17 protein-coding genes, 1 tRNA gene and 1 pseudogene are annotated in these 19,754 nt (G+C 68.7%); 15 read left to right on the plus strand and 4 right to left on the minus strand.

Annotated features, from left to right (window positions below):
• Nucleotides 1-482: DUF3592 domain-containing protein (locus D7Y15_RS34680; protein WP_148712939.1), on the minus strand; the 482-nt coding region annotated here is incomplete at its 3' end.
• A gap of 130 nt (nucleotides 483-612) precedes the next feature.
• Here D7Y15_RS34680 and D7Y15_RS34685 point away from each other — a divergent pair.
• Both D7Y15_RS34685 and D7Y15_RS34690 read left to right on the plus strand, forming a co-directional pair.
• Nucleotides 613-828, plus strand: coding sequence for an ankyrin repeat domain-containing protein (locus tag D7Y15_RS34685; protein WP_121755258.1), 216 nt, complete (start codon nucleotides 613-615; stop codon nucleotides 826-828).
• Nucleotides 829-1,022: 194 nt separating this feature from the next.
• Entirely contained in the window at nucleotides 1,023-2,426 is a 1,404-nt protein-coding gene (locus D7Y15_RS34690) for an amidohydrolase family protein (protein ID WP_121755259.1), read from the plus strand.
• 12 nt (nucleotides 2,427-2,438) lie between these two features.
• Here D7Y15_RS34690 and D7Y15_RS34695 read toward each other — a convergent pair whose 3' ends face one another.
• Entirely contained in the window at nucleotides 2,439-3,170 is a 732-nt protein-coding gene (locus D7Y15_RS34695) for a TetR/AcrR family transcriptional regulator (protein WP_158629175.1), read from the minus strand.
• Between the two features lie 350 nt (nucleotides 3,171-3,520).
• On the opposite strand from D7Y15_RS34695, the gene D7Y15_RS34700 reads away from it, so the two are divergent.
• From D7Y15_RS34700 to D7Y15_RS34760, 12 genes are all read left to right on the plus strand, one after another.
• On the plus strand, nucleotides 3,521-4,927 hold the full coding sequence (locus D7Y15_RS34700) for a M12 family metallopeptidase (protein WP_121755261.1): 1,407 nt from the start codon (nucleotides 3,521-3,523) through the stop codon (nucleotides 4,925-4,927).
• Nucleotides 4,928-5,035: 108 nt separating this feature from the next.
• Nucleotides 5,036-5,455: a tetratricopeptide repeat protein gene (locus tag D7Y15_RS34705; protein ID WP_233605202.1), complete on the plus strand. Its 420-nt coding sequence runs from the start codon at nucleotides 5,036-5,038 to the stop codon at nucleotides 5,453-5,455.
• Between the two features lie 488 nt (nucleotides 5,456-5,943).
• Nucleotides 5,944-6,669 (plus strand): hypothetical protein, encoded by a 726-nt coding sequence (locus D7Y15_RS34710; protein ID WP_126935440.1) that lies wholly within the window; start codon nucleotides 5,944-5,946, stop codon nucleotides 6,667-6,669.
• Nucleotides 6,670-6,886: 217 nt separating this feature from the next.
• Complete coding sequence (locus D7Y15_RS34715; protein WP_120579389.1) at nucleotides 6,887-7,117, plus strand: hypothetical protein; 231 nt, start codon at nucleotides 6,887-6,889, stop codon at nucleotides 7,115-7,117.
• A 54-nt stretch (nucleotides 7,118-7,171) separates the two neighbouring features.
• A complete protein-coding gene (locus tag D7Y15_RS34720) occupies nucleotides 7,172-8,050 on the plus strand; it encodes a hypothetical protein (RefSeq protein WP_126935441.1) in 879 nt (292 codons plus the stop codon).
• Between the two features lie 527 nt (nucleotides 8,051-8,577).
• Complete coding sequence (locus tag D7Y15_RS34730) at nucleotides 8,578-8,973, plus strand: hypothetical protein (RefSeq protein ID WP_233597278.1); 396 nt, start codon at nucleotides 8,578-8,580, stop codon at nucleotides 8,971-8,973.
• A gap of 237 nt (nucleotides 8,974-9,210) precedes the next feature.
• On the plus strand, nucleotides 9,211-9,879 hold the full coding sequence (locus D7Y15_RS34735) for a hypothetical protein (protein ID WP_121755265.1): 669 nt from the start codon (nucleotides 9,211-9,213) through the stop codon (nucleotides 9,877-9,879).
• 56 nt (nucleotides 9,880-9,935) lie between these two features.
• The gene (locus D7Y15_RS34740; protein WP_121755266.1) at nucleotides 9,936-11,918 is read left to right on the plus strand and encodes a hypothetical protein; all 1,983 of its coding nucleotides are present in this window, start codon (nucleotides 9,936-9,938) and stop codon (nucleotides 11,916-11,918) included.
• 344 nt (nucleotides 11,919-12,262) lie between these two features.
• On the plus strand, nucleotides 12,263-14,968 hold the full coding sequence (locus D7Y15_RS34745) for a serine/threonine-protein kinase (RefSeq protein WP_121755267.1): 2,706 nt from the start codon (nucleotides 12,263-12,265) through the stop codon (nucleotides 14,966-14,968).
• Nucleotides 14,969-15,042: 74 nt separating this feature from the next.
• Nucleotides 15,043-15,927 carry a hypothetical protein gene (locus tag D7Y15_RS34750; RefSeq protein ID WP_148712940.1) on the plus strand — a complete coding sequence of 295 codons (885 nt, stop codon included), beginning with the start codon at nucleotides 15,043-15,045 and terminating at the stop codon, nucleotides 15,925-15,927.
• Nucleotides 15,928-15,936: 9 nt separating this feature from the next.
• Nucleotides 15,937-16,164, plus strand: coding sequence for a DUF3060 domain-containing protein (locus D7Y15_RS34755; protein ID WP_121755269.1), 228 nt, complete (start codon nucleotides 15,937-15,939; stop codon nucleotides 16,162-16,164).
• A gap of 31 nt (nucleotides 16,165-16,195) precedes the next feature.
• Complete coding sequence (locus tag D7Y15_RS34760) at nucleotides 16,196-16,930, plus strand: glycoside hydrolase family 16 protein (RefSeq protein WP_120579397.1); 735 nt, start codon at nucleotides 16,196-16,198, stop codon at nucleotides 16,928-16,930.
• A 677-nt stretch (nucleotides 16,931-17,607) separates the two neighbouring features.
• On the opposite strand, the gene D7Y15_RS34770 is transcribed toward D7Y15_RS34760, so the two are convergent.
• Complete coding sequence (locus tag D7Y15_RS34770; protein WP_169821026.1) at nucleotides 17,608-18,735, minus strand: hypothetical protein; 1,128 nt, start codon at nucleotides 18,733-18,735, stop codon at nucleotides 17,608-17,610.
• Between the two features lie 290 nt (nucleotides 18,736-19,025).
• Between D7Y15_RS34770 and D7Y15_RS34775 the strand changes: the two are divergent.
• A pseudogene (locus tag D7Y15_RS34775) lies at nucleotides 19,026-19,175 on the plus strand (IS3 family transposase); the annotation flags it as partial.
• Nucleotides 19,176-19,566: 391 nt separating this feature from the next.
• Here D7Y15_RS34775 and D7Y15_RS34780 read toward each other — a convergent pair.
• Nucleotides 19,567-19,643: transfer RNA gene (locus D7Y15_RS34780), tRNA-Pro, on the minus strand.
• Nucleotides 19,644-19,754 lie beyond the last annotated feature (111 nt).

Here is a 19,754-nt window from a genome sequence, read left to right on the forward strand (position 1 = left end):
GACTTCGAGGGGGAGGCGGGTTTGTGGTGCTGGCGCGTGGGCGCGGGGGCCTCCTGCTTCTGAAACTCTTGCCTCAAGGTGATGCCCCCCATCCCCATCCAGATGACGAGGAACGCCAACCAGCCCAGAGTCTTCGCGAGCCCTACCTCCTGACCCACGCATTGGTGCCGTTCCGGGTTGTTGGCCAGGTAGAGCACCTCCACCGGGTCCCCCTTATCGGGAAGGCGGTGGCTCGACCTGGAATCTTCATAACGGCCTCGGATTTCCTCACCATCCGGCAGATGGAAGACGTATTCCACGACGTCGCTGGTGCCCGAATCTCCCGACGAGGCACTGTACGCGCGGGTCACCGTTCCATGGGCGTGCAGCCCCTCCGCCCGGAGCTTCAGGGTGAGCTCATGGGAGAGCAGCAGCTGCACCATCAGGCCCAGCGGGATGATGAAGAAGAACACCACCAGCATCAGGTTGTTGCCGAGGTCCATGGCATTGCCTTTCAGGGGCTCCGTCAGGAGGCGGTTCAACGAGGGTACATGCGTGGAGGATGAGCAGGCATTGCGCGAAATGGCAATCCAGTCCCGCCCCGGCCGTAGGGCCCTCCCTAACTCGACGTCGATGGCCGCCGCACGCGTGGGCCGAGCGGACCTGGTGCGCGTGCTGCTGGAGGCCGGCGCCGACCCCGCGCTGCCGGACAACCTGGGCGAAGCCCCCTTCGTCACCGCCGCCGCCTACGGTCACGTGGAGATGTGCGCGCTCCTGTTCTCCAAGGCCCCCCGACGAGAAGGGCCTGGCGCGCACGCAGCTCAAGAACCAGGGGCTCACGGAGCTTGAGCCTCCCCGACAAGCGCGCCGTGTTGAGCGTGGTCGGCCCGTTCCAGTGGGCCAGCGTGTCCCCTGCGCCCGCGAACGAGGCAGCGGGAACAAGCTGAGGAATTGGAGGCCTCCCTGTCAGTAGCCCTCCACAGCCATCCCGGCCCAGAAGGTATACAGTGTATACCCGCTGGGCCTGACAGGAGGAACACCGCATGGGCGACCGATGGCTGCTGTGTGGGGCGGAAGTCATCACCTGCGACCCCGAACAGGCGGACCTGCCGCGAGGTGACGTCCTGGTGGAGGACGGGCGCATCGTCGCGATGGGTCCCCAGTTGCACGCCGGGGACTGTCGCGTCGTCGACCTGCGCGGGAAGCTGCTCCTGCCCGGCCTCATCGATGCGCACCGGCACACGTGGCAGACGCCGCTGCGCGCCCTGGGGGCGGACTGGACGGTGATGGACTACCTGGCGGCGGTGCGCGTGAAGCTGTCGCCCGCGTTCCAGCCGGACGACCTGCATGCCGCCAACCTGGCCGGGGCGCTGGAGGCCCTGGACGCGGGCATCACCACGCTCGTGGACTATTCGCACTGCGTGGAGTCCCCCGCACACGCGGACGCCGCGCTCACGGCGCTGGAGGACTCCGGCATCCGGGCCCTCTTCGCCTACGGCTACGCGGCGGGTCCCCAGGAGAGCACCGCGCTGCCGACCCCCGCGAGCCGGATCCAGGACGCCCGGCGCCTGCGCTCCACCCGGCTGGCCTCCGACAGCGGGCTTGTCCGCATGGGCGTCGCGCTGACGGAGATGCAGGTGCCCTGGGAGCAGAGCCGGGCGGAGCTCCTCTCCGCGCGCGAGCTGGGCGTCCCCATCACCGCCCACTGCTCCGCGTGGCCCGTGTCGGGCCCGAGCGAAGTGCGGCGGATGGCGGACGAAGGACTGCTCGGTCCGGACGTGCTCTTCGTCCACTGCACGTGGAGCTCCGACGAGGACCTGCGCCGCATCGCCGACAGCGGCGGTGCCGTCGCGGTGACGCCGGAGACGGAGCTTCAGATGGGCATGGGCTTCCCCGTCACCGGACGCGCGCTGCGCGCGGGGGTCCGGACGACGCTCGGCTGCGACGTCGTCTCCAGCAACGGCGGGGACCTGTTCACCGCGATGCGGCTGGCCCTCCAGGTGGAACGGGCCCGGGCCCATGAGAAGGACGGGCTGTCCCGGGTCCTCGCGCTCAAGGCCGCGCGCATGCTGCCGATGGTGACGCTCGACGCCGCGGAGGCCCTGGGGCTGGGACGCGTGACGGGCTCGCTGCGGCCGGGCAAGGACGCGGACCTCATCGTCCTCGGCTCCGATGCGCTGAACCTGACACCGCTCAACCGTCCCCGCGACGCGGTGGTGCTCCAGGCGCATGCGGGCAACGTCGAATCGGTGATGGTGCGCGGACGGTGGGCGAAGTTCCAGGGCGCCCTGGTGGACGTGGACCTGGCCACGGTCCGGCGCCGGGTCATCGAGGCCCGCGACGCGGTGCTCGCCCGGGTGGGAGGACCGGACACGCTCCTGGGCGGACGGGAGGACCTCTCCGCGCACTGGGACATGGGAGGCGCTGGCGGCACGAAGGACGCGTGACGCGACGCCCCCTCAGCGCTGGCGACGGAGGGGGCGCTTCCGCGCGGGGACCCGCCGTGCGTCGATGCGCCGCTGGATGCCCTCCAGCATGAAGCCGAGGCTCTGCTCGAACTCCCGCTCCACGTCGGTGGCCCGCATGTGCGGCACGCTGTGGGCAAGCCCCGGGTAGTCCCTGGCGGGAAGCGCCTGGGCCGCCGCGAAGAACCGCTCGAACGGCGGCGGCGTCCCCGGTGGCCCCACGTCCCACGGCTCCTGCCGGCGGATGGCTCCGGCCAGCCAGGAGAAGAACGTGTTGTGCAGCGCCCCTGCCTCCTTCCACGGGATGCCGGCGGCGTGCAGCCCGCTCACCGTCCGGTCGAGGATGACGAGCGCCGTGTGGACGACAGGGCCTTGCTCCAGCAGGAAATCCATCAACCCCGGGTGCGCCAGCCCCACGGCGCGCAGACGGCCCGCGAGCAGCCGGAGCCACGCCACCGGATCCTGTGGCTCCACGGGCAACACCAGACGTTGCTCCAGGGGCAACACCAGACGTCGCTCCACAGGCAACACCACCGTCTGGAGGATGGTCTCGGCGCACAGGAGTACAAGTGCATCCCGGTTCGCGACATGCTTGTATATCGCCATGGGCGTGACCCGGAGCCGTTCGGCCAGCGTCCGCATGGAGAGCTGTCGCAACCCCTGTTCCTGGACGAGCGCGACGGCGGTCCGCACCACGGTGTCTTGCGACAGCCGCGGCCGACGCACACGTTCTCCTTGAGGACTGCTCGCGCGGAAGGTCATGCGACGGAGCATATCCCGTCCGCCAGAAGCGACCGTGATTCACCCATACAACGCCCTCCCCAAACCCTGCATCCAGATAATTTCCCATAGACACTGAATTGACATCACTTCACTTCAAGTGCGTCAGTCTTCATGCCAGGATGTGTCTTGTCGCGCCCGGGGATGCGTGGGCCATACAGGCCCCGTCCGAGGAGTGGGCGGACGCAAGAGGGGAAAACATGTTCACTGAAAACACGCATCGCCCAGGGGGGGCGCTGCTCCTGGCGCTCGGGCTTGGCGCATGGGTTGGCTGTGGAAGCGCGCCAGAGGCGTCCATGCCTTCCGAGCAGACACCGCCGGGAGAGCTGCGGCACAGCGAGGCCGAACTCTACGTGGCGTCCTCCACCCTCTGGTGGCCGCTGACCATCCCCGTGTGTTGGGAGAACCCGGCCGCGGGCAACGCCACCCAGCGGCAGTGGGTGCGCGACGCGGTGACGCGCACGTGGGAGGCGAACTCGAGCGTGCGCTTCTACGGCTGGGGGACATGTCCGTCCTCGTCCAGCGGCGTCCGCATCAACATCAGCGACGAGGGCCCGCACGTGAAGGCGCTGGGCAACGGCCTCAACGGCAGGGCCCAGGGCATGGTGCTGAACTTCACGTTCGCCAACTGGAGCCCGTCGTGCGCCAGCAGCCTCAAGTACTGCATCGACGCCATCGCGGTGCATGAGTTCGGCCACGCGCTGGGCTACGCCCACGAGCAGAACCGTCCGGACCGGCCCTCCACCTGCACCGAGCCCGCGCAGGGCTCCTCGGGTGACTGGCTCATCGGGCCGTGGGACCTGGCCTCCGTGATGAACTACTGCAACCCGGCCTGGAACGGGAATGGCAACCTGAGCGCCACGGACGTCCAGGGCGCGAAGATCACCTACGGCATCCCCTGGGAGTCGCTGGGCGGCGGCTTGTCCTCCGGCCCGGCGGCTTCGTCCTGGGGCGCGAACCGGCTGGACGTGTTCGTCCGGGGCCTGGACAACCAGATGCACCACCAGTACTGGGCGGGCGCGGGCTGGAGCGGATGGGGCCTCCACCCGGGCGTCATCACCTCCGATCCGGCGGCGGTGAGCTGGGGCTCCAACCGCATTGACGTGTTCGCGCGCGGCACGGACAACTCCATGCTCCACAAGGCGTGGGATGGCTCCTCCTGGAGCCCCTGGTACTCGCAGGGCGGCGGCTTCAACTCCGGCCCGGCCGTGGCGTCCTGGGGCGCGAACCGGCTGGACGTGTTCGGCCAGGGCCTGGACAACCAGCTCTACCACCAGGCCTGGACGGGCTCGGGCTGGACGTCGTGGACGGTGATTCCGGGCGTCGTGACGTCGGATCCGGCCGCGGTGAGCTGGGGACCCAACCGCATCGACCTGTTCGCCAGGGGCTCCGACAACACCTTCCTCCACAAGTACTGGAACGGCACGGCCTGGAGCGGCTGGGGCTCGCTGGGCGGCACCTTCACCTCCGCTCCGGCGGCGGTCTCTCGCGGCCTGAACCAGCTGGAGGTGTTCGGCCGGGGCTTGGACAACAGCCTCTGGGTCAACACGTGGACGGGCTCCAGTTGGACCGGCTGGAACTGGCTCGGCGGTGAGATGACCTCCGCGCCCGATGTCGCGAGCTGGGGTCCCGGCCGGATGGATGTCTTCTATCGCGGCACGGACAACACCCTGCGGCACTCCTGGTACGTCAACGGCTGGTAGCGCCCCGCCGTCGCCAGAGCCCATGGACCCTCATGGGCTCCGGCACGGGGGCCACTCCAGCTGACGGACAACGCCGACGCCATCTATCTGCACAGGCTGGCGTCCTTCGTGGCCGGAAAGGACGCGGACGCGGACCGCATCCTGCGCGAGGCCCTGGCCAAGGTGCCGGACAATGCCATGGTGCGCATCGCCCTGGCCAAGGTGCGCCGGCGGATGGGCGACGACGCGGAGGCCCAGAAGCTGCTGGAGGCCGCCCACGCCAGCGATCCGTCCGACGTGGGCGCGGCCAACGACCTGGCCGTGCTGCTGATGTCGAAGCCCGAGGGCGCGGCCAACGCCCGCGCGGTGCTGGCTCCAGCGCTCAAGGCGCACCCGGACGACGCGGGCCTGCACCTCAATCAGGCCCTGGTCCTGGCGGACACCGACAAGGCCCAGGCCCGCACGCACGCACAGAAGGCCCAGGCCAGCACCGACAAGCACATCCGCGAGCAGGCGGACCGGCTCGTGGCTGCGCTGAAGGGCAAGTAGTCCTCCACGCTCGGGGCTGCTGTTCTCTTCGGCGGCCGCGCAATGGCGGCTGCCGTGACGGGTTGATCCCAAGCACCCCATCCGTCTCCGCTGACTCGATGCTGGAGGCAGACGGTTCGAGACGCGCAACAACCCGCGGGACATGAGTCCCGGGGGGAAGCGGCCTCGACAACCACTCCACAGCCCGCGTCATCTCTGAAGCTTGTGCCCCGGGGGGGAAGCGGACGCGTGTCACGTCGGTGCAGAAGATGCTGCTGCACGTACCGGCGACCGTTCACGCTTCCTCATCGGGAGACTCCGTCAGCCCAGCCCTCCAGGCGTTATTGGCAGCCATCGCCTCCCAGGCAGGGCCCGCTTCTGGGCTTCGGTGTGAGCGGAAACAACGCTCAAGGCGTGTGGAGGCCTCGGGGTCCCCCAAAAATGAAACCGGGCTGGGAACGCTCGCGCAGAGGTGGCCACGGGCACATGATGTTCCCTGGAGGTCACACGTGAGGCGCAGGTGGCGACAAAGGGCGTTCGCGCAGTTGGTGATGGCGGTGCTGGCGGCAGGTTGCGGCGCATCGAATGGTTCAAAGCCCCCGGATGAGCCTCCTCGCGACTGCATTCCCTCCGGCGGTGCCACGGGCGCCCCCGGAACCATCGAGGAGGCGGTGGCGCTCATCAACTCCCTGCCCCGCCCCACTTCCGTGGCCTGCCTCGTGGAGAGTCTGGACCGGCCCCTGCGGCTGAGTGCCACGGAGAGCGACTTCAGCGCGCAACCCGCGCATGGCCGGCGCAGCCCTCGCATCTTCCTGTTTTCGGGCCCCCTCATCCTCTCGGTCGTTCCCGACGGCCCAGGAGCGGAGGTCGTCGAGTTCAGCCAGCTCGACGCCTCCGGCCGCTCCATCAAGGGAGAACTGGCCTTCCCCATCGAAGCCGAGGTGCTCCCCGAGGCTCCGTACACGAAGGTCATGTTCCAATCCGACCTCACCGTCTGCGCGTTCTGTCACGCGGACGAGAAGCCCGTGCATCGCGTGGGTAACGCGTGGGCCTACTCCTCCCAGGCGCTGCGCCCGGTGGACTCCTCGCTCGTCCCGATCGAAGAACTCCGGCGGGAAGCCTCCACCTGCGACGCCTCCGTCGAACCCGAGCGTTGCCGACTCCTTCAGGAACTCTTCGAGCACGGCATGCCACGCGCTCACGCCTTTCCCTCGTCACTCCCGACCTTCCCCTGATTCATGCCTCGGCGGATTGGGTCGGATTCCAGAGTGCGCTGGCGCTGGAGTGACTGTCGCGGATGGAGGATGGCCGCCTCGCGTACCGGATGAATCATCCGCTGCTCGCGGGTCGGGAGAGCGTCTTCAGCTTCCGCCGGGCCGGAGCACGATCGCGGGGAAGGGCGCGATTTCACGGTGCGGAGCCGCTGAGGCGGGCGTGTTAGCGTTCCGCGCGATGAGCGGGCAAAAAGGGACGATTGTCGAGCTCAACCCCATCGACGCCCTCGGGTGGATCGAGTTCGACGAAGGCGGTCGGGTGCGCTTCGGCGGCACCGCGCTCAAGAGCTTCGCCGTGAACCCCTCGGTCGGCACCCGGGTCGAGGTGCACGGCACCGTGCCGGGCTACAAGGGCGTGCCCAAGGCGGTGATGGTGACGCCGCTCATCGTCGCGCCCGCAGCCACCTAGGAGCCCAGGGACGAGCCGAGCAGCGCGCAGGAGGAGACCCCATGGCCGACCTTCGTGCGCGAGCACCCGCGCTGGAGAGACGCCGCCGAGACCTGCGTGCCCTGCGCGCGCAAGGCGCCTCGCCCCGAGCTTCCCGAGCACCCGCTGTTCGCGCCCTGGCGCCGCGAGCTCCGCGAGACCGCGCCAACCTGCGTCGATCTGAAGGTGCCGCATTTCCTGAAGCCCGAGAGCTTCGATCCCGGTCCCGGCGATTGCTTCGCGCACGGCTCCGTCGCCTGGCTCGACGAGCCGCGCTGGCCGAGCTGCGGCGTCTGCGCTCGCCCGCTGGAGATGTGCGTCCAGCTCACGCCGGCCGTGCTCGCGGACTTCCTCCCCGGCGGCCGCGGCCTCGCCGCGCTCTTCTGCTTTCACTGCGGCGTCGCGAAGAACAGCGATCCGCGCGTCGCGTACGTGCGCCTGGTGGAGCCGAGGCACCGCGTGACCGGCCCCGAGGCGTGGCAATCGGCGTCGAGTGGCTGGCGGCGCGAGAGTCTGCGGGTGACGCCGGCCTCCCCGGCAACCGAGCTACCGCCGGCGATCTGGTACCGTTATCGCTCGGAGATCACGCCGGAGACCGCGTCGAGCGCGCTCTTCGGCTTCAATGCGCTCGATCTCGACGGGCCGTTCCCCAAGGGCTTCGATCCGGATCAGCTCGAGGAGGTCGGAGAGGAGTACGACGACTGGCTCGCGCAGCAGCGTGGCGGCGCGAGCTGGGGCGGAGCTCGCCTCGGCGGCGTGGCGCGCTGGGATCAGGCCGACGCGACGCCGAGCTGCGCGCACGGCGAGATGCCGCACCTGCTCGACTACGAGGGCGGGCAGTTCCTCGACGGGGCGCTGCACGTGTTCTCGTGTCGCGAGCGGGTCTGCGAGCTGGCGTTCGTCGCGGAGTTCTGAGGCGCCTGCGCTCGAAAGTCACTTGCTCCCTCAAGCGGGGGCGGAGCCGGGGCTGGAGGAGAGCCCGGCCCAGGCTGCGACGGTGGAGTCGACGATGGAGCGCACGCCGCGATTGGATTGGGCGGGACTGCTGCGCCGGACGTTCGCGCTGGATGTCTTCGCCTGCTCTCGGTGTGGAGGCCGTAGGAGGGGGCTGGCATACCTGACGGCCCCCGGTGGGGGGCGCGCCATTCTGGAACACCTGGCATTGCCCTCGCGGCCTGCGAAGCTGGCCCTGGCACAGGGTCCACCCCAGAGCGTGTGGTGTTGAGCTCAAGCACCCACAGTGACCTGGAAGCCCACGCCCTTGCGGCCTGCCGCCTGGCTGGGCCGCTTGGGCCGGCATGTACCCCGAGGGGCGGTACGGCCTCTGCTCCGGCCCGGCGCACAGCCCGCGCGTCACCCTCCAGCGGCCCTTCTTGACCCCTCTTCACCAGCCCGCCGCCCTCAACAGGGCTCCTATCCGTCCTATACTTGAGCCCCTGCGGGTGGAGCCCCGGAGCCACTGCGCGCGGTGCGGCGGTTCCGCCAACCGGCGCGCGGAGGTGGCGTTCCTGGAGATGTGCCACCAGCGCGGCGTGCAGCGCGTGGTGGTGGTGGGCGGCTCGCCCGCGGTGCGTGAGGAACTGGAGACGAAGCTGGGCGGCCACATCTCCCTGCGCATGGTGGACGGCACGGAGCGCCGCACCGCGGACCGCGCGAAGAGCGACCTGGAGTGGGCGGACCTGGTGCTCGTGTGGGGCGCCACGGAGCTGCACCACAAGGTGTCTGGCCATTACACGCACCTGGCCTCCGCGCATCACCGCAAGGTGGTGCACGTGGTGCGCCGGGGCGTGGCCGCGCTGCTGGATGAGGCAATGATTCATCTTCAGCGGGCGCGGTGAGCGGCTGACGCCCCGCTACGAGGTGTTCACGTCCTGAACGGGAGGTCGGCCACTTTCCCGGGCGACTTCCGCACGCGGTCCGGGTTCATGGGGGCTCTCCTCCTCTTCGCACTCGCTGGCTACTGGCTCTTCGCGACCCGGAAGGAGATGAGCTGAGCGCGGTGGCGAGGTTTTTTGGGACGCAGACACGGTGGAGCGCTCTTCAGGGGTGAATGACCTATTTCCCTGGAGGTCCGCATGCCTGGTCCGCGAGTCCCTGGAGGCTCTGGTGCCGATCCATCCACAGCCATCCGCAAGGTGGAGCAAGCCCGCCAGAAGGACCGGGCCGAACAGGCGGGGCCGTCGCGTCAGGTCCAGCAGGTAAAGCCGCGCAACGAAGACCGGTTCCGCTCCTCGTTCCAGGCCGGGGCCCCGCCCTCGAAGGGCCCCGAGCTCGCCCCGAACCCGCCGCCCGCCAGCACGCTGCTCACCGAGAACACCCGGGATGGCCAGGTGAACTGCCTGGACAAGGCCGCTGACTGGGTGGACCGGACGTCGCCCGAAATCCGCGCCCGCTCGGAGCTGGTCTTCCTCAAGGACAAGCGTGCTGGCGAGGAAGGCCAGTCTGGCCACGTGGTCGTCCGCCAGGGCTCCAAGGTCTATGACCCCGCCACGAACAAGAGCTACGACTCCACGGACGCGTACCTGAAGGAGCAGCCCCATTACGAGCAGGTGGGGACGCTCCCAGCCGGTCAGGCGAAGAAGATTCTCGACACGCCCCCGGGCTCCCCCGCGCGCCAGACGGCCCTGGAGCGCGCCAATGTGTCGCCTGAGCTCCAGTCCATGATGGTGGCCGACGCGCCCAGCAGTCCGATGGCGCGGGGAGCGGGCCCGAGGTCAACAATCAGGCAGAGAAGCCGAAGCTGACCGCGGAAGAGGCGGAGGCGGCAGCGCGCGCGGATGCCCAGAAGGTGCGTCAGTCCATGAAGGATGGCTGCATCTATGACGTTGGCGCGAAGACCCTGCAGGGCCTGCTCGAGGGCAACAAGGATCCACACTACCAGAAGGCCCTGGTCCAGGAGCTCGGACCCGAGCTGAAGAAGATGGCCGCGCAGTCGCTGAACACCAGCCCGCAGCTCGCCAAGCCCCAACTGAGCGCGCTGGCCAAGGCGGCGAGCATTGGCGGCCCGAACGTCACCAGGATGATCGCCACCGAGATGGCGAACGCGTGCCCGGCGGAGAAGCTGTTCAGGGAACAGGAGCCGCTGTTCTCCGCGCTCGCACAGACCATCGGTGGCGCCGAATTGGGCGCGATGGTCGCGAACACGCTCGATCAGCAGGGAAAGTCCGGCCCGGCCGCTCAGGTGGGCAACTCGCTGGCGAGCGGCATCCAGAAGACCCGGGAGGACTTCGAGGAAAAGAAGATCGCCTTCGACGAGGCCAACGAAGACCTGACGAAGTTCGTCGCCCAGCTGAGTCCCGCGCTCACCGGGAAGCAGCGGCAGAAAGCCATCCTCGACTACGAGAGCCGCACCCCCGCGTACGGCGAGTACGAGGAAGCAGCTCGGAAGCTCCTGGGCAGCCTGACGACGCCGGGCACCGCGGATCCGGCGAGAGCCACGGCCCCTGGCTCCCAGCTCCCGAAGTGGATGGACTTCCTCGGCGACGAGGCGGAGAAGACCATGGCGCACCTCCCCGACCTCGCCAACACCAAGGCGGGTCAGGAACTGCTCCTGGGGGAGTTCCAGAAGCAGGCCGAAGACCAACCCAGCCTCTTCGATGACCTCGACGCGGCGGCGACGTTCGGCAAGGCCGGAACGGATGCCTCGACCAAGCTCACCGCTGCCACCACCAAGGCCATGGGCTACCTGGTGCTGTCGAAGGCGGACGACCCGGAGGCCGTGAACCGGCTCATCGGCACGCTCGAGGAGAATCACGCCCTGTTCGGCTGCACCCAGGCCGAGATGAAGGAGATGGCGGCTGCCTTCAAGGCACTGCCCACGGGTGGCGAGGCGGCGCAGGAGAAGTTCAAGAAACTCTCCGCCACCCTCGCCGGTGGCGCTCCGGGGATCGTCCAGCCGATCCGCGCGCTCGGATTCGCGTGTTCCCTCGTGGGTGCCGTCAATGGCGTGAGTAATTTCCACAAGAACCCGCTTGAGGAGCAGGTGAAAGCCATCGGCGACACGATCGGTGTCGGGGGAGATGGCGCGTCGATGCTGCTCCAGATGTTTGGCAAGGCTGGCAGCGCCGCCTCGAAGGTCTTCGAGCGCATGACAGGGATAGGCAACGCGGTGGGGGCCATTGGCGATTTCATCGGAAGCGTGCAGGCAGTCAAGAATGGGGACTACCTTTCAGCCGCGGGGAAGAGCGCCTCCGCGTTGGGCGGACTCATCCTCGCCGCGGCCACCATTCAAGCCGTTCCCGTCGGGGGACAGATTGCCGGCGGCCTCCTCGTCGCTGGCGGAGCCGTCATCTCCGTCGTCACCAAGGCACAGGAGGCCGAAAAGAAGGAGGCGAACCTGAAGAAGAGCCTCCAGGCTGCGGGAATCACCGAGCCCGTGCTCTCCACGCTGGTGGACGCGGACGAGGAGAGCCTCAAGGTGCTCTCCGAAGAGATGAAGCTGTCACCGCTGGACATCCAGAAGCTCGCGCAGCAGAGCCCGGAACTGCTGACGGAGCCCCCCCAGCAACTGAAGCAGCTCATGAAGTTGGGAGAGGCCTACGGCATCAAGGGTCCAGCGCTGTTGGGAGTCATGGATGCCTTCAAGGGCCTGAAGAACAGTCCGGGGGAGGAGTTCCAGCACTTCGTCGGAATCCTCTCCCTCCCCGGCGGCCCGGTCACCCCCCGCAGGGAGGAATGGGACCAATACTTCGACGGGCTGCGCGAGTCCCCGAACCTCAAGAACAAGGTGGAGGGACTCAAGCGCTATCTCGCGGAGCAATCGCAGCCGAACAAGGCCGCGTAAGGCCGTCCGGGGGCGCCCCTGGGACGTGGGCTTCCTTCCCCGGCGCCATGCAGCCACTTGAAGTGAATCACCCTCACACCGCAACCATGAACGAAAACTGCGACTACAATTACATCTTCATGTAGCGAGGAGACCGAGGAACCCCTCGTGGGAGATGGCAGGGGGTGGCTGAACGATTGGTCAGCCGCCGCCGCGATTACCGAGGCTTTCGCGTGGGTGCCGAGGTGCAGCCTGGCTTGGGTTTCGGTGCGCCGGGGACTCGCCCCCTGCTCGTCCGCGCGTACCGGGTGACGGTCCCGCCACTTCTTCCTTGAAGGCAACCATGGCTAGAGTTGCTTCCCACCATGTCTGGTTGCCCTTCCGAGGAAACGATTCTCGCCTTCGTTGAGGACCGCCTGCCTCCCGAGCAGCGGGCCCTGGCCGAGGCCCACACCTCACGCTGTGACGCCTGTGGGACGCTGCTCGCCGCCATCGCGGCGACGTGGCACGCGGAGGGAGCACTGGGGGAAGAAGCGGCCCCTCCGCCCCGCCTGTTCGTTCCAGGGGAGCAGGTGGGGCCCTACACCATCGTCGGGCATGCCAGCAGTGGCGCGATGGGCGACGTGTATCGGGCGCGCGATGGGCGACTTGGACGGGACGTGGCGCTGAAGGTGCTCCCGGCACGGTTCGCCCAGGAGCCCGAGCGTCTGGCCCGCTTCCGCCAGGAGGCCCGCGCCGCAGGTGCGCTGTCCCATCCGCATCTACTGACCTTGTTCGACGTGGGAGCCCATGAAGGCACGCCCTACCTCGTCACGGAGTGGCTGGAGGGCGTCACCCTGCGGACGCGGCTGATGCGCGGGCCGCTGCCCCTGGCGGAGGTCCTGCGGCTGGGCATCCAGCTGGCACAGGGGCTCGCGGCCGCGCATGCCCGCGGCGTCATCCACCGCGACCTCAAGCCGGCGAACATCTTCCTGTGCGCGGATGGCGGTGCCCGCATCCTCGACTTCGGGCTGGCGCGGCTCACCGAGCGCGGCGAAGGCGCGGCGGTGACCCGGAGCGGCGCGGTGATGGGCACCGCCGGCTACATGGCCCCCGAGCAGATCCGCGGGCAGAGCGCGGATCCTCGCGCGGATGTGTTCTCACTGGGCACGGTGCTCCACGAAGCCCTGAGCGGTCAGGCCCCCTTCGGGGGTGACAGCGCGGTGGAGCGCATGAGCGCCGCGCTCCGCGACGAGCCCCCCATGCTGCCGGGTGAGCTGGGAACGATCGTCGCCCGCTGTCTGGCGAAGGCTCCCGGCGACCGGTTCCAGTCCGCGCAGGACCTGGCCTTCGCCCTGGAGTCCATCGCGTCCCGCTCCGGAAGTCAGGTGCCCCGGGCCGTGCATCCCCGCGCCCTCCCGCGTCCGGCCTTGTTCACGCTCCTGGCGGTCGCGCTGCTGTGCGTGGCGGGTGGGCTCCTGGCGTTCGGGCGTCCGTGGAAGGTCCCGGTGTCGAGCTCCACGTACCGACCGGCCACCTTCCAGCGAGGCCCCGTGCTCAGCGCGCGGTTCTCCGCGGATGGACACACGTTTCTCTATGGCGCGGCGTGGGAGGGAGGCCCCGTGGAGCTCTACAGCGCGCGCACCGAGCGTCCGCTGTCGCAGCCTCGTGGACTGAACGCGGATGTGCTCGCCGCGTCGTCCCGGGGAGAGCTGGCGGTGTTGCTCGCCCCCCGGTTCTTCGACCCGGAGCATGGCAGTGGCACGCTCGGGTTGATGCCGCTCGCGGGCGGCGCACCGCGGGCCGTGCTCGACGGCGTGCTGGAGGCGGACTGGGGGCGCGGCGAGGGACCGCTCGCGGTGGTGCGCCGGGTGGGCGAGACCTTCCGGCTGGAGCAGCCGCCCGGCACCGTGCGCTTCGAGTCGCAGGGGTGGATCAGCCACGCGCGGGTGTCCCCCGATGGCGAGCGAATCGCGTTCCTCTTCCATGAGAATCCGAAGGACGACCGGGGCGGGGTGTGGGTGCTGGAGAAGGACGGGCCGCCCCGGGAACTCTCCGGAGACTGGGGGTGCACCCGGGGACTGGCGTGGGCTCCGGATGGGAGCGAGGTGTGGTTCACCGCCGCCCGCATCGGTGCGGACACCGCGCTGTTCGCGGTCAACCTGCGAGGCACGACGCGGCTCGTGGATCGGATCGCCGGTCGGATGCTGCTCCAGGACATCTCGAACGCTGGCACCGTCCTGGTGGATCACCAGAAGATCCGTTCAGGACTCGTGTTCGGGCGAGCGGGGGAGGAGCGGGAGCTCACGATGGCGGATGCCTCGATCATGTCGGACCTGTCCCAGGATGGCCGGATGCTGCTCATCTCCGAGGGGAACCAGATCGAAGGCCCCACCTATGGCGCGTACGTGCGCACCACCGATGGCGCACCTCCGGTCCGGCTGGGAGACGGGCATCCCCTGGCGCTGTCCCCGGATGGCAAGCAGGCGCTGGTCGTGCGTTATGGGGAGCGGATGGAGTTCTTCCTGCTGCCCACCGGCGTGGGGGAGCCGCGCCCTGTGTCATTGACTCCGGTGGCCACGGTGCTTTCGGCACGCTGGTTTCCGGATGGGAAGCGGTTGCTGCTGCGCGCGAGCCAGGAGGGGCGCCCCGCCCGCTTGTGGGTGTTCGAGCCGGGCGCCGGCGCCCCCCGGCCCGTTACGGCGGAAGGCACCGGCTTCCACACGGCCATTTCCCCCGATGGGGAATGGCTCGCGGCGGTGGATGAATCGGGAAGCCTCCGCCTGTTCTCCGCGACGGGGGACGCGCAGAGCGTGGTCCCGGGCACATTCCCGGGACAGTGGGTGGTGGGCTGGGACGCGAGCGGCGCGGCCCTCTACCTGCGCAGTGTCTCGCTTCCCGTCCAGATCTCCCGGGTCGACATGAAGACAGGCGTAAGCGTGCCGCACCTGACGGTGCCCGCGCGCGGAACCCCGCCGGGGCTCATCACGATCATGACCCTGGCGCTCTCTGCGGACGGGAGCGCCTACGCGTACAGCTACTTCGAGACGCTCTCCCAGCTCTACCTGGTGGAGGGGCTCGGGAAGGACTGAGAACCCGATATGGCAATGGGAGCGCGGAAAACGCCATGATGGATGCCTGGGAATGCGAACCCGAGGAGTCCCGCGTGCGAAGCCTCTCATTCCGGATCACCCGTCTCGTCTCGGCGCTTATCGTGCTGGGCGGTTGTGAGCGTCAGGAGCAGCCTCCCGCGCCCACGCGGTCCGCGCCGGCTCCGGTCAAGGCCAGCGCGCCAGCGCCGGTCCCGCCCTCGCGGAGCACCACCGAGCAGGAGCTGCGCGAGCGGCTGCGGTGCGAGGCGCTCCTCGGCCTCAGCGGGCTGCTGGCGGGCCAGCAGGAGTACTTCGGGGAGAAGGACGCCTGGACCACGGACGTCACACGGCTCCCCACCCCTGCGCCATGCACGGATGGCAGCCGCGTGCCCACGCCGGACGCCACCTGGCTCGCGGGTTGCCACTTCCGCTACGCGGTCTCGATGGCCGGCTCGTTGCCCGACAACAGCACCTTCAGCGTGCGCGCGGTGGGCGTGGGCGGACTCGCCGAAGGGCTCACGTACTCCATGACGCATGGGTACGTGGACGGGAAGCCCGTGCGGGTGTGGCCTTCCGAACTCGTCCTCGAGGAGTGCCATGGCGTGCGCAGGCCGGAGGGAACGCCCCTGCCGGCCCCGCTGTGCGAGGGGGCCAGCAACCTGAAGGCGCTCTTCACGTCCGAGAAGGCGTACTTCGGGGAGAAGGACCGCTACTCGGAGAGCGCCGCCCAGGTGGGCTTCGCGCCGGAGCCCTGCCTCGACGGCTCCCGCGCGCCCGTGCCCGATGACACGTGGACGGCAGGCTGTCGCTTCATCTACCGCGCGGAGGTTTCGGGCACGGCGCCGGAGCAGACCTTCCTCCTCACCGCGCGCGGAATGAAGGGCCCCGTGGTGGAACAGAAGCTGACGCTGGACTCCCAGTACACCTGGAGTCCAGCCGATCCAGGCTGCGCGCCCTGACGCGCGAAGGTGAAGGTGGAGGCCACCCGTGCCATCTCCGTGACGGGGAGCTCCAACTCCGTCACCTGGAAGCGCGGCCACGGCAAGTCGAAGCCGAAGATCAGCCGCACCGGCATGGACAACAAGGTCACCCAGGAGAAGGAGTCGCCAGATCGCATTCAGAAGCCCAGCAACCTCACCGGAGGCGATCCCATTTCAATTCCAGGAAAAACTGGATATATCGGAAGGAGTGCTTGACGTTGGCACCCTTCCCGAAATGGGGTCATCCATGCGCGGCTCACAGGTCCTCGGTATCGCTCTCGTCTCCAGCATCGCCTTCACTCCGCTCGCGGAGGCGAAGAGCGTCTCCTTCTCGGGCTATCAATGGGAGGTGCGCAGCGGTCAGGGCGGCCCGGGCCCCAATGCCTGGGATGACCGCAACGCCTGGGTCGATGCGAACGGCTACCTCCACCTGAAGATTGCGTGGCGCGACGGACGCTGGACGACGGCGGAGGTCTACATGCCGCAGCAGCGGCTGGGGTTTGGCACCTACCAGTTCAAGGTGATTGGCCGGCCGGACCTCTTCGACGACAACGTGGTCCTGGGCCTGTTCAACTACACGCGTCCCGACGTGGGCCCGGACGCCACGAATGAAATCGATATCGAGTTCGCGAAGTGGGGCGGCAGTCAGCCGCAGATGGGCAACTGGGCCGTGTACCCCGCGGTGACGGGCGTCCCCTACTCCCATCAGGCCTACCCCATCAGCCTCGGGGGGACCTACTCCACCCACCGCTTCCAGTGGTCGTCGAGGCAGGTCTACTTCCAGGCGTTGCATGGCCACCAGGATGGCAACGTCAACCAGATGGCCAGCTGGCTCTTCAATCCACCGGACTACGTCCAGCGCATTCCCCAGAACCCCCTGCCCGTCCACATGAACTTCTGGCTCTTCCAGGGACTCGCGCCCAAGAACGGTCAGGAGGTCGAGATCGTCATCGCGGAGTTCAAGTTCATCCCCGCTCCGTAGACGTCAGGTGCGGGTCAAAGCGAACAGGCCGCGCGAGGAGCACGCCGCTTCTGGACGAACGTGCTCACCGCGGCCTTGAAGCACTCTGGTGCCGTGAAGAGCAGGAAGTGCGGCCCACCCTTCACGGTGAACAGGTTGACGCCAGCGGCTCCCTCAAGCGGGGGCGGAGCCGGGGCTGGAGGAGGCGAGCCCGGCCCAGGCTGCGACGGTGGAGTCGACGATGGAGCGCACGCCGCGATTGGATTGGGCGGGACTGCTGCGCCGGACGTTCGCGCTGGATGTCTTCGCCTGCTCTCGGTGTGGAGGCCGTAGGAGGGTGCTGGCATACCTGACGGCCCCCGGTGGGGGGCGCGCCATTCTGGAACACCTGGCATTGCCCTCGCGGCCTGCGAAGCTGGCCCTGGCACAGGGTCCACCCCAGAGCGTGTGGTGTTGAGCTCAAGCACCCACAGTGACCTGGAAGCCCACGCCCTTGCGGCCTGCCGCCTGGCTGGGCCGCTTGGGCCGGCATGTACCCCGAGGGGCGGTACGGCCTCTGCTCCGGCCCGGCGCACAGCCCGGGTGGCACCCTTTGGCGCCTCCCCGCCCCTTCGGCTCCAGCCCCTACCCTCAACAGGGCCCCCTTCGCCTGATGCGTTGGGGGCTCCGAGAACGCATCAGACCTGACCGCAGGCCCGCTACAGCAGCCCGTCCAGCCAGGTGAGCTGCGCGTCAATCGTCTCTGAAATAGCGAGCGGCTGATCCGACGTGCTCGGGTCGGTGTACGGATTGCCAATCTCCTTGTGCTGCCACTTCACCCAGGTCTGCTTGTACCAGCCCCAGTCCAGGTCGGTGCCCGTCGAGGGAGGCGTGGCGCCCGCGTACCCGGAGAAGGCGCGGATGCCGGTGGCCGGCGCGACCTCCTGGCCCCCCACCACCTGATACAGGTGCAGCCGCTCGCGGCGGGGGAACTGGGAGGACAGGTTGGTGGCCCACGCGCCGTAGAACGTGCCCCAGGGGCGCACGGGGTTGTTCACCTTGGTGTCGAACGTGCCCAGCTCGCCCTGGCTGTTCCTGCACACGCCATCCAGCGACGACACGTAGACGGTGATGCCATCCAGCGCCGTGTTGGCGCGGAGCGCCTGGGCAATTCGCATCACCAGACACCCGCCGCGGGAGCTCCCCGCCAGGTAGATGGACCGCGTCTCGGGTCGGACCTGGGCCTGGAGCCAGTGGACGAACCCGTTGACGATGCGCTGCTTCGTGTCGCTGTCGAACAGGTGGTCGAAGTTGTTGTCGTTGACCACGGACAGATGCGTCCTCCCCACCGGAAACCAGCCCAGGGCATTGAGCTTCATGGCCAGGGAGCGGCCATCCAGGACCACGTTGGCGCAGGAGACGCCGTCACAGGACGCGTCCCAGTTGGAGGACTGGCCCGTCACGCCGCTGGAGTGCCCGCTGCTCGAGATCTTCTGCCCGGCGGTCATGAAGACGATGGCCTCGCGCACGCTCGGGGCCTCCACCTGGGCGATGCGGATGGCGTGCAGTGTGCTGTCGGAGGCACCGGCCGCGCGGAACTGCTCGAAGCCCGGCGCCGCCTGGTAGCCACCGGAGGCGTCCTTGTAGACGACGCGCCGTGACACCACCGTCCGGCTGTTCCCGTTGGGATAGGCCAGCGCCTGGGATTGTGAGTCCAGGGTCACCTGGGGCTCTCCGGGCAAGTCCTCCGGCCCTGGCGGAGCACAGCCCGTGAGAGTGCCAACCAGCGCCAGGGCAACGCCTGCCCAGAGGGAGATGCGACGAGGGATACCCGAGGTGTGGACCATGGACTGCTCCTGGATTCTGGAGGGAGCCGCGCGGAGCGCAGCGGGGGGCATGTCAGACCAGAACCCGACCGTCAGCGAGTTGTTCGCCGCCGAAAGGTGGTCCTGTGCGACGTAGGCCTCCCTCCAGGCGGACGCAGGTGTGCGGTCGCTGCTCCACGCGCCGAGGAGCTTGACGAAGAAGGAGAGCGATTGAGTCTTTTCTGTTCGGGACATCATCTGGAAGCGCGGAGCCGGCCGGCAGGTCCCCGGTCATCGTCCGCGGTTGCTGGCAGGAGGCCGGTTGCCCCGAAGGGCTGGTGCTGCACTCGGACAACGGCGGCCCCATGAAGGGCGCCACCCTGCTGGCCACGCTGCAATGGCTGGGCATCCCCCCGTCCTTCAGCCGGCCCCGCGTCTCGGACGACAACGCCTTTTCCGAGGCCCTCTTTCGTACCCTGAAGCGCAGCTCACCCAACGCCAGCAGGAGCATCAGCGTGCCGCGCACGTCACTTCGAGCGCTTGGGAGCCACGCCACCCATAAGCGCTCGGCCTGCCGCGGCGCAGAAGCCCCATGCGATCGTTTCTCGCCCGGCGCGGCCTTCACTGACGGCCTTCGTCCGCCGCTCCGTCCAGGAACTCATGTCTTGGCGTGGAGTCACTTGCGACGCCGCCACCAAGCTGTGGCCATGCAGTGCCACTACCAAGCCTGTGAGGCGCGGTTCAAACTGCAGACGTAGGACCAATCCCGACGACCAGATCAGCAACCATCCGCATGCAGGAGGGGCCAGAGCACCAAACCCCAGAAACGAAAACGGGCTGGAGACCTTTCGGCCTCCAGCCCGCTTCGTCGTTTGGTCGGGGAGACAGGATTTGAACCTGCGACCCCTTGGTCCCGAACCAAGTGCTCTACCAGGCTGAGCCACTCCCCGATATCCGGTGCTGCGCCAGGAACTGCCCTCGGGCCCGGCGAAGCGAGGGCGGATCTATCCGAGCCGCTTCCTTCAGTCAACGGACTCTTTCGCCTCCCCCTTCCCTCCCCC

The sequence above is a fragment of the Corallococcus sp. AB030 genome (assembly GCF_003668965.1).
GTDB classification, from domain to species: domain Bacteria; phylum Myxococcota; class Myxococcia; order Myxococcales; family Myxococcaceae; genus Corallococcus; species Corallococcus exiguus.

Excerpts from the sequence above, each read along its gene's own strand:
- D7Y15_RS34690 (WP_121755259.1), top strand. The coding sequence starts at position 1,023 with ATGGGCGACCGATGGCTGCTGTGTGGGGCGGAAGTCATCACCTGCGAC.
- D7Y15_RS34700 (WP_121755261.1), top strand. The coding sequence starts at position 3,521 with ATGCCTTCCGAGCAGACACCGCCGGGAGAGCTGCGGCACAGCGAGGCC.
- D7Y15_RS34745 (WP_121755267.1), top strand. The coding sequence starts at position 12,263 with ATGTCTGGTTGCCCTTCCGAGGAAACGATTCTCGCCTTCGTTGAGGAC.
- D7Y15_RS34735 (WP_121755265.1), top strand. The coding sequence starts at position 9,211 with ATGCCTGGTCCGCGAGTCCCTGGAGGCTCTGGTGCCGATCCATCCACA.
- D7Y15_RS34770 (WP_169821026.1), bottom strand. The coding sequence starts at position 18,735 with ATGGTCCACACCTCGGGTATCCCTCGTCGCATCTCCCTCTGGGCAGGC.
- D7Y15_RS34760 (WP_120579397.1), top strand. The coding sequence starts at position 16,196 with ATGCGCGGCTCACAGGTCCTCGGTATCGCTCTCGTCTCCAGCATCGCC.
- D7Y15_RS34685 (WP_121755258.1), top strand. The coding sequence starts at position 613 with ATGGCCGCCGCACGCGTGGGCCGAGCGGACCTGGTGCGCGTGCTGCTG.
- D7Y15_RS34740 (WP_121755266.1), top strand. The coding sequence starts at position 9,936 with ATGAAGGATGGCTGCATCTATGACGTTGGCGCGAAGACCCTGCAGGGC.
- D7Y15_RS34715 (WP_120579389.1), top strand. The coding sequence starts at position 6,887 with ATGAGCGGGCAAAAAGGGACGATTGTCGAGCTCAACCCCATCGACGCC.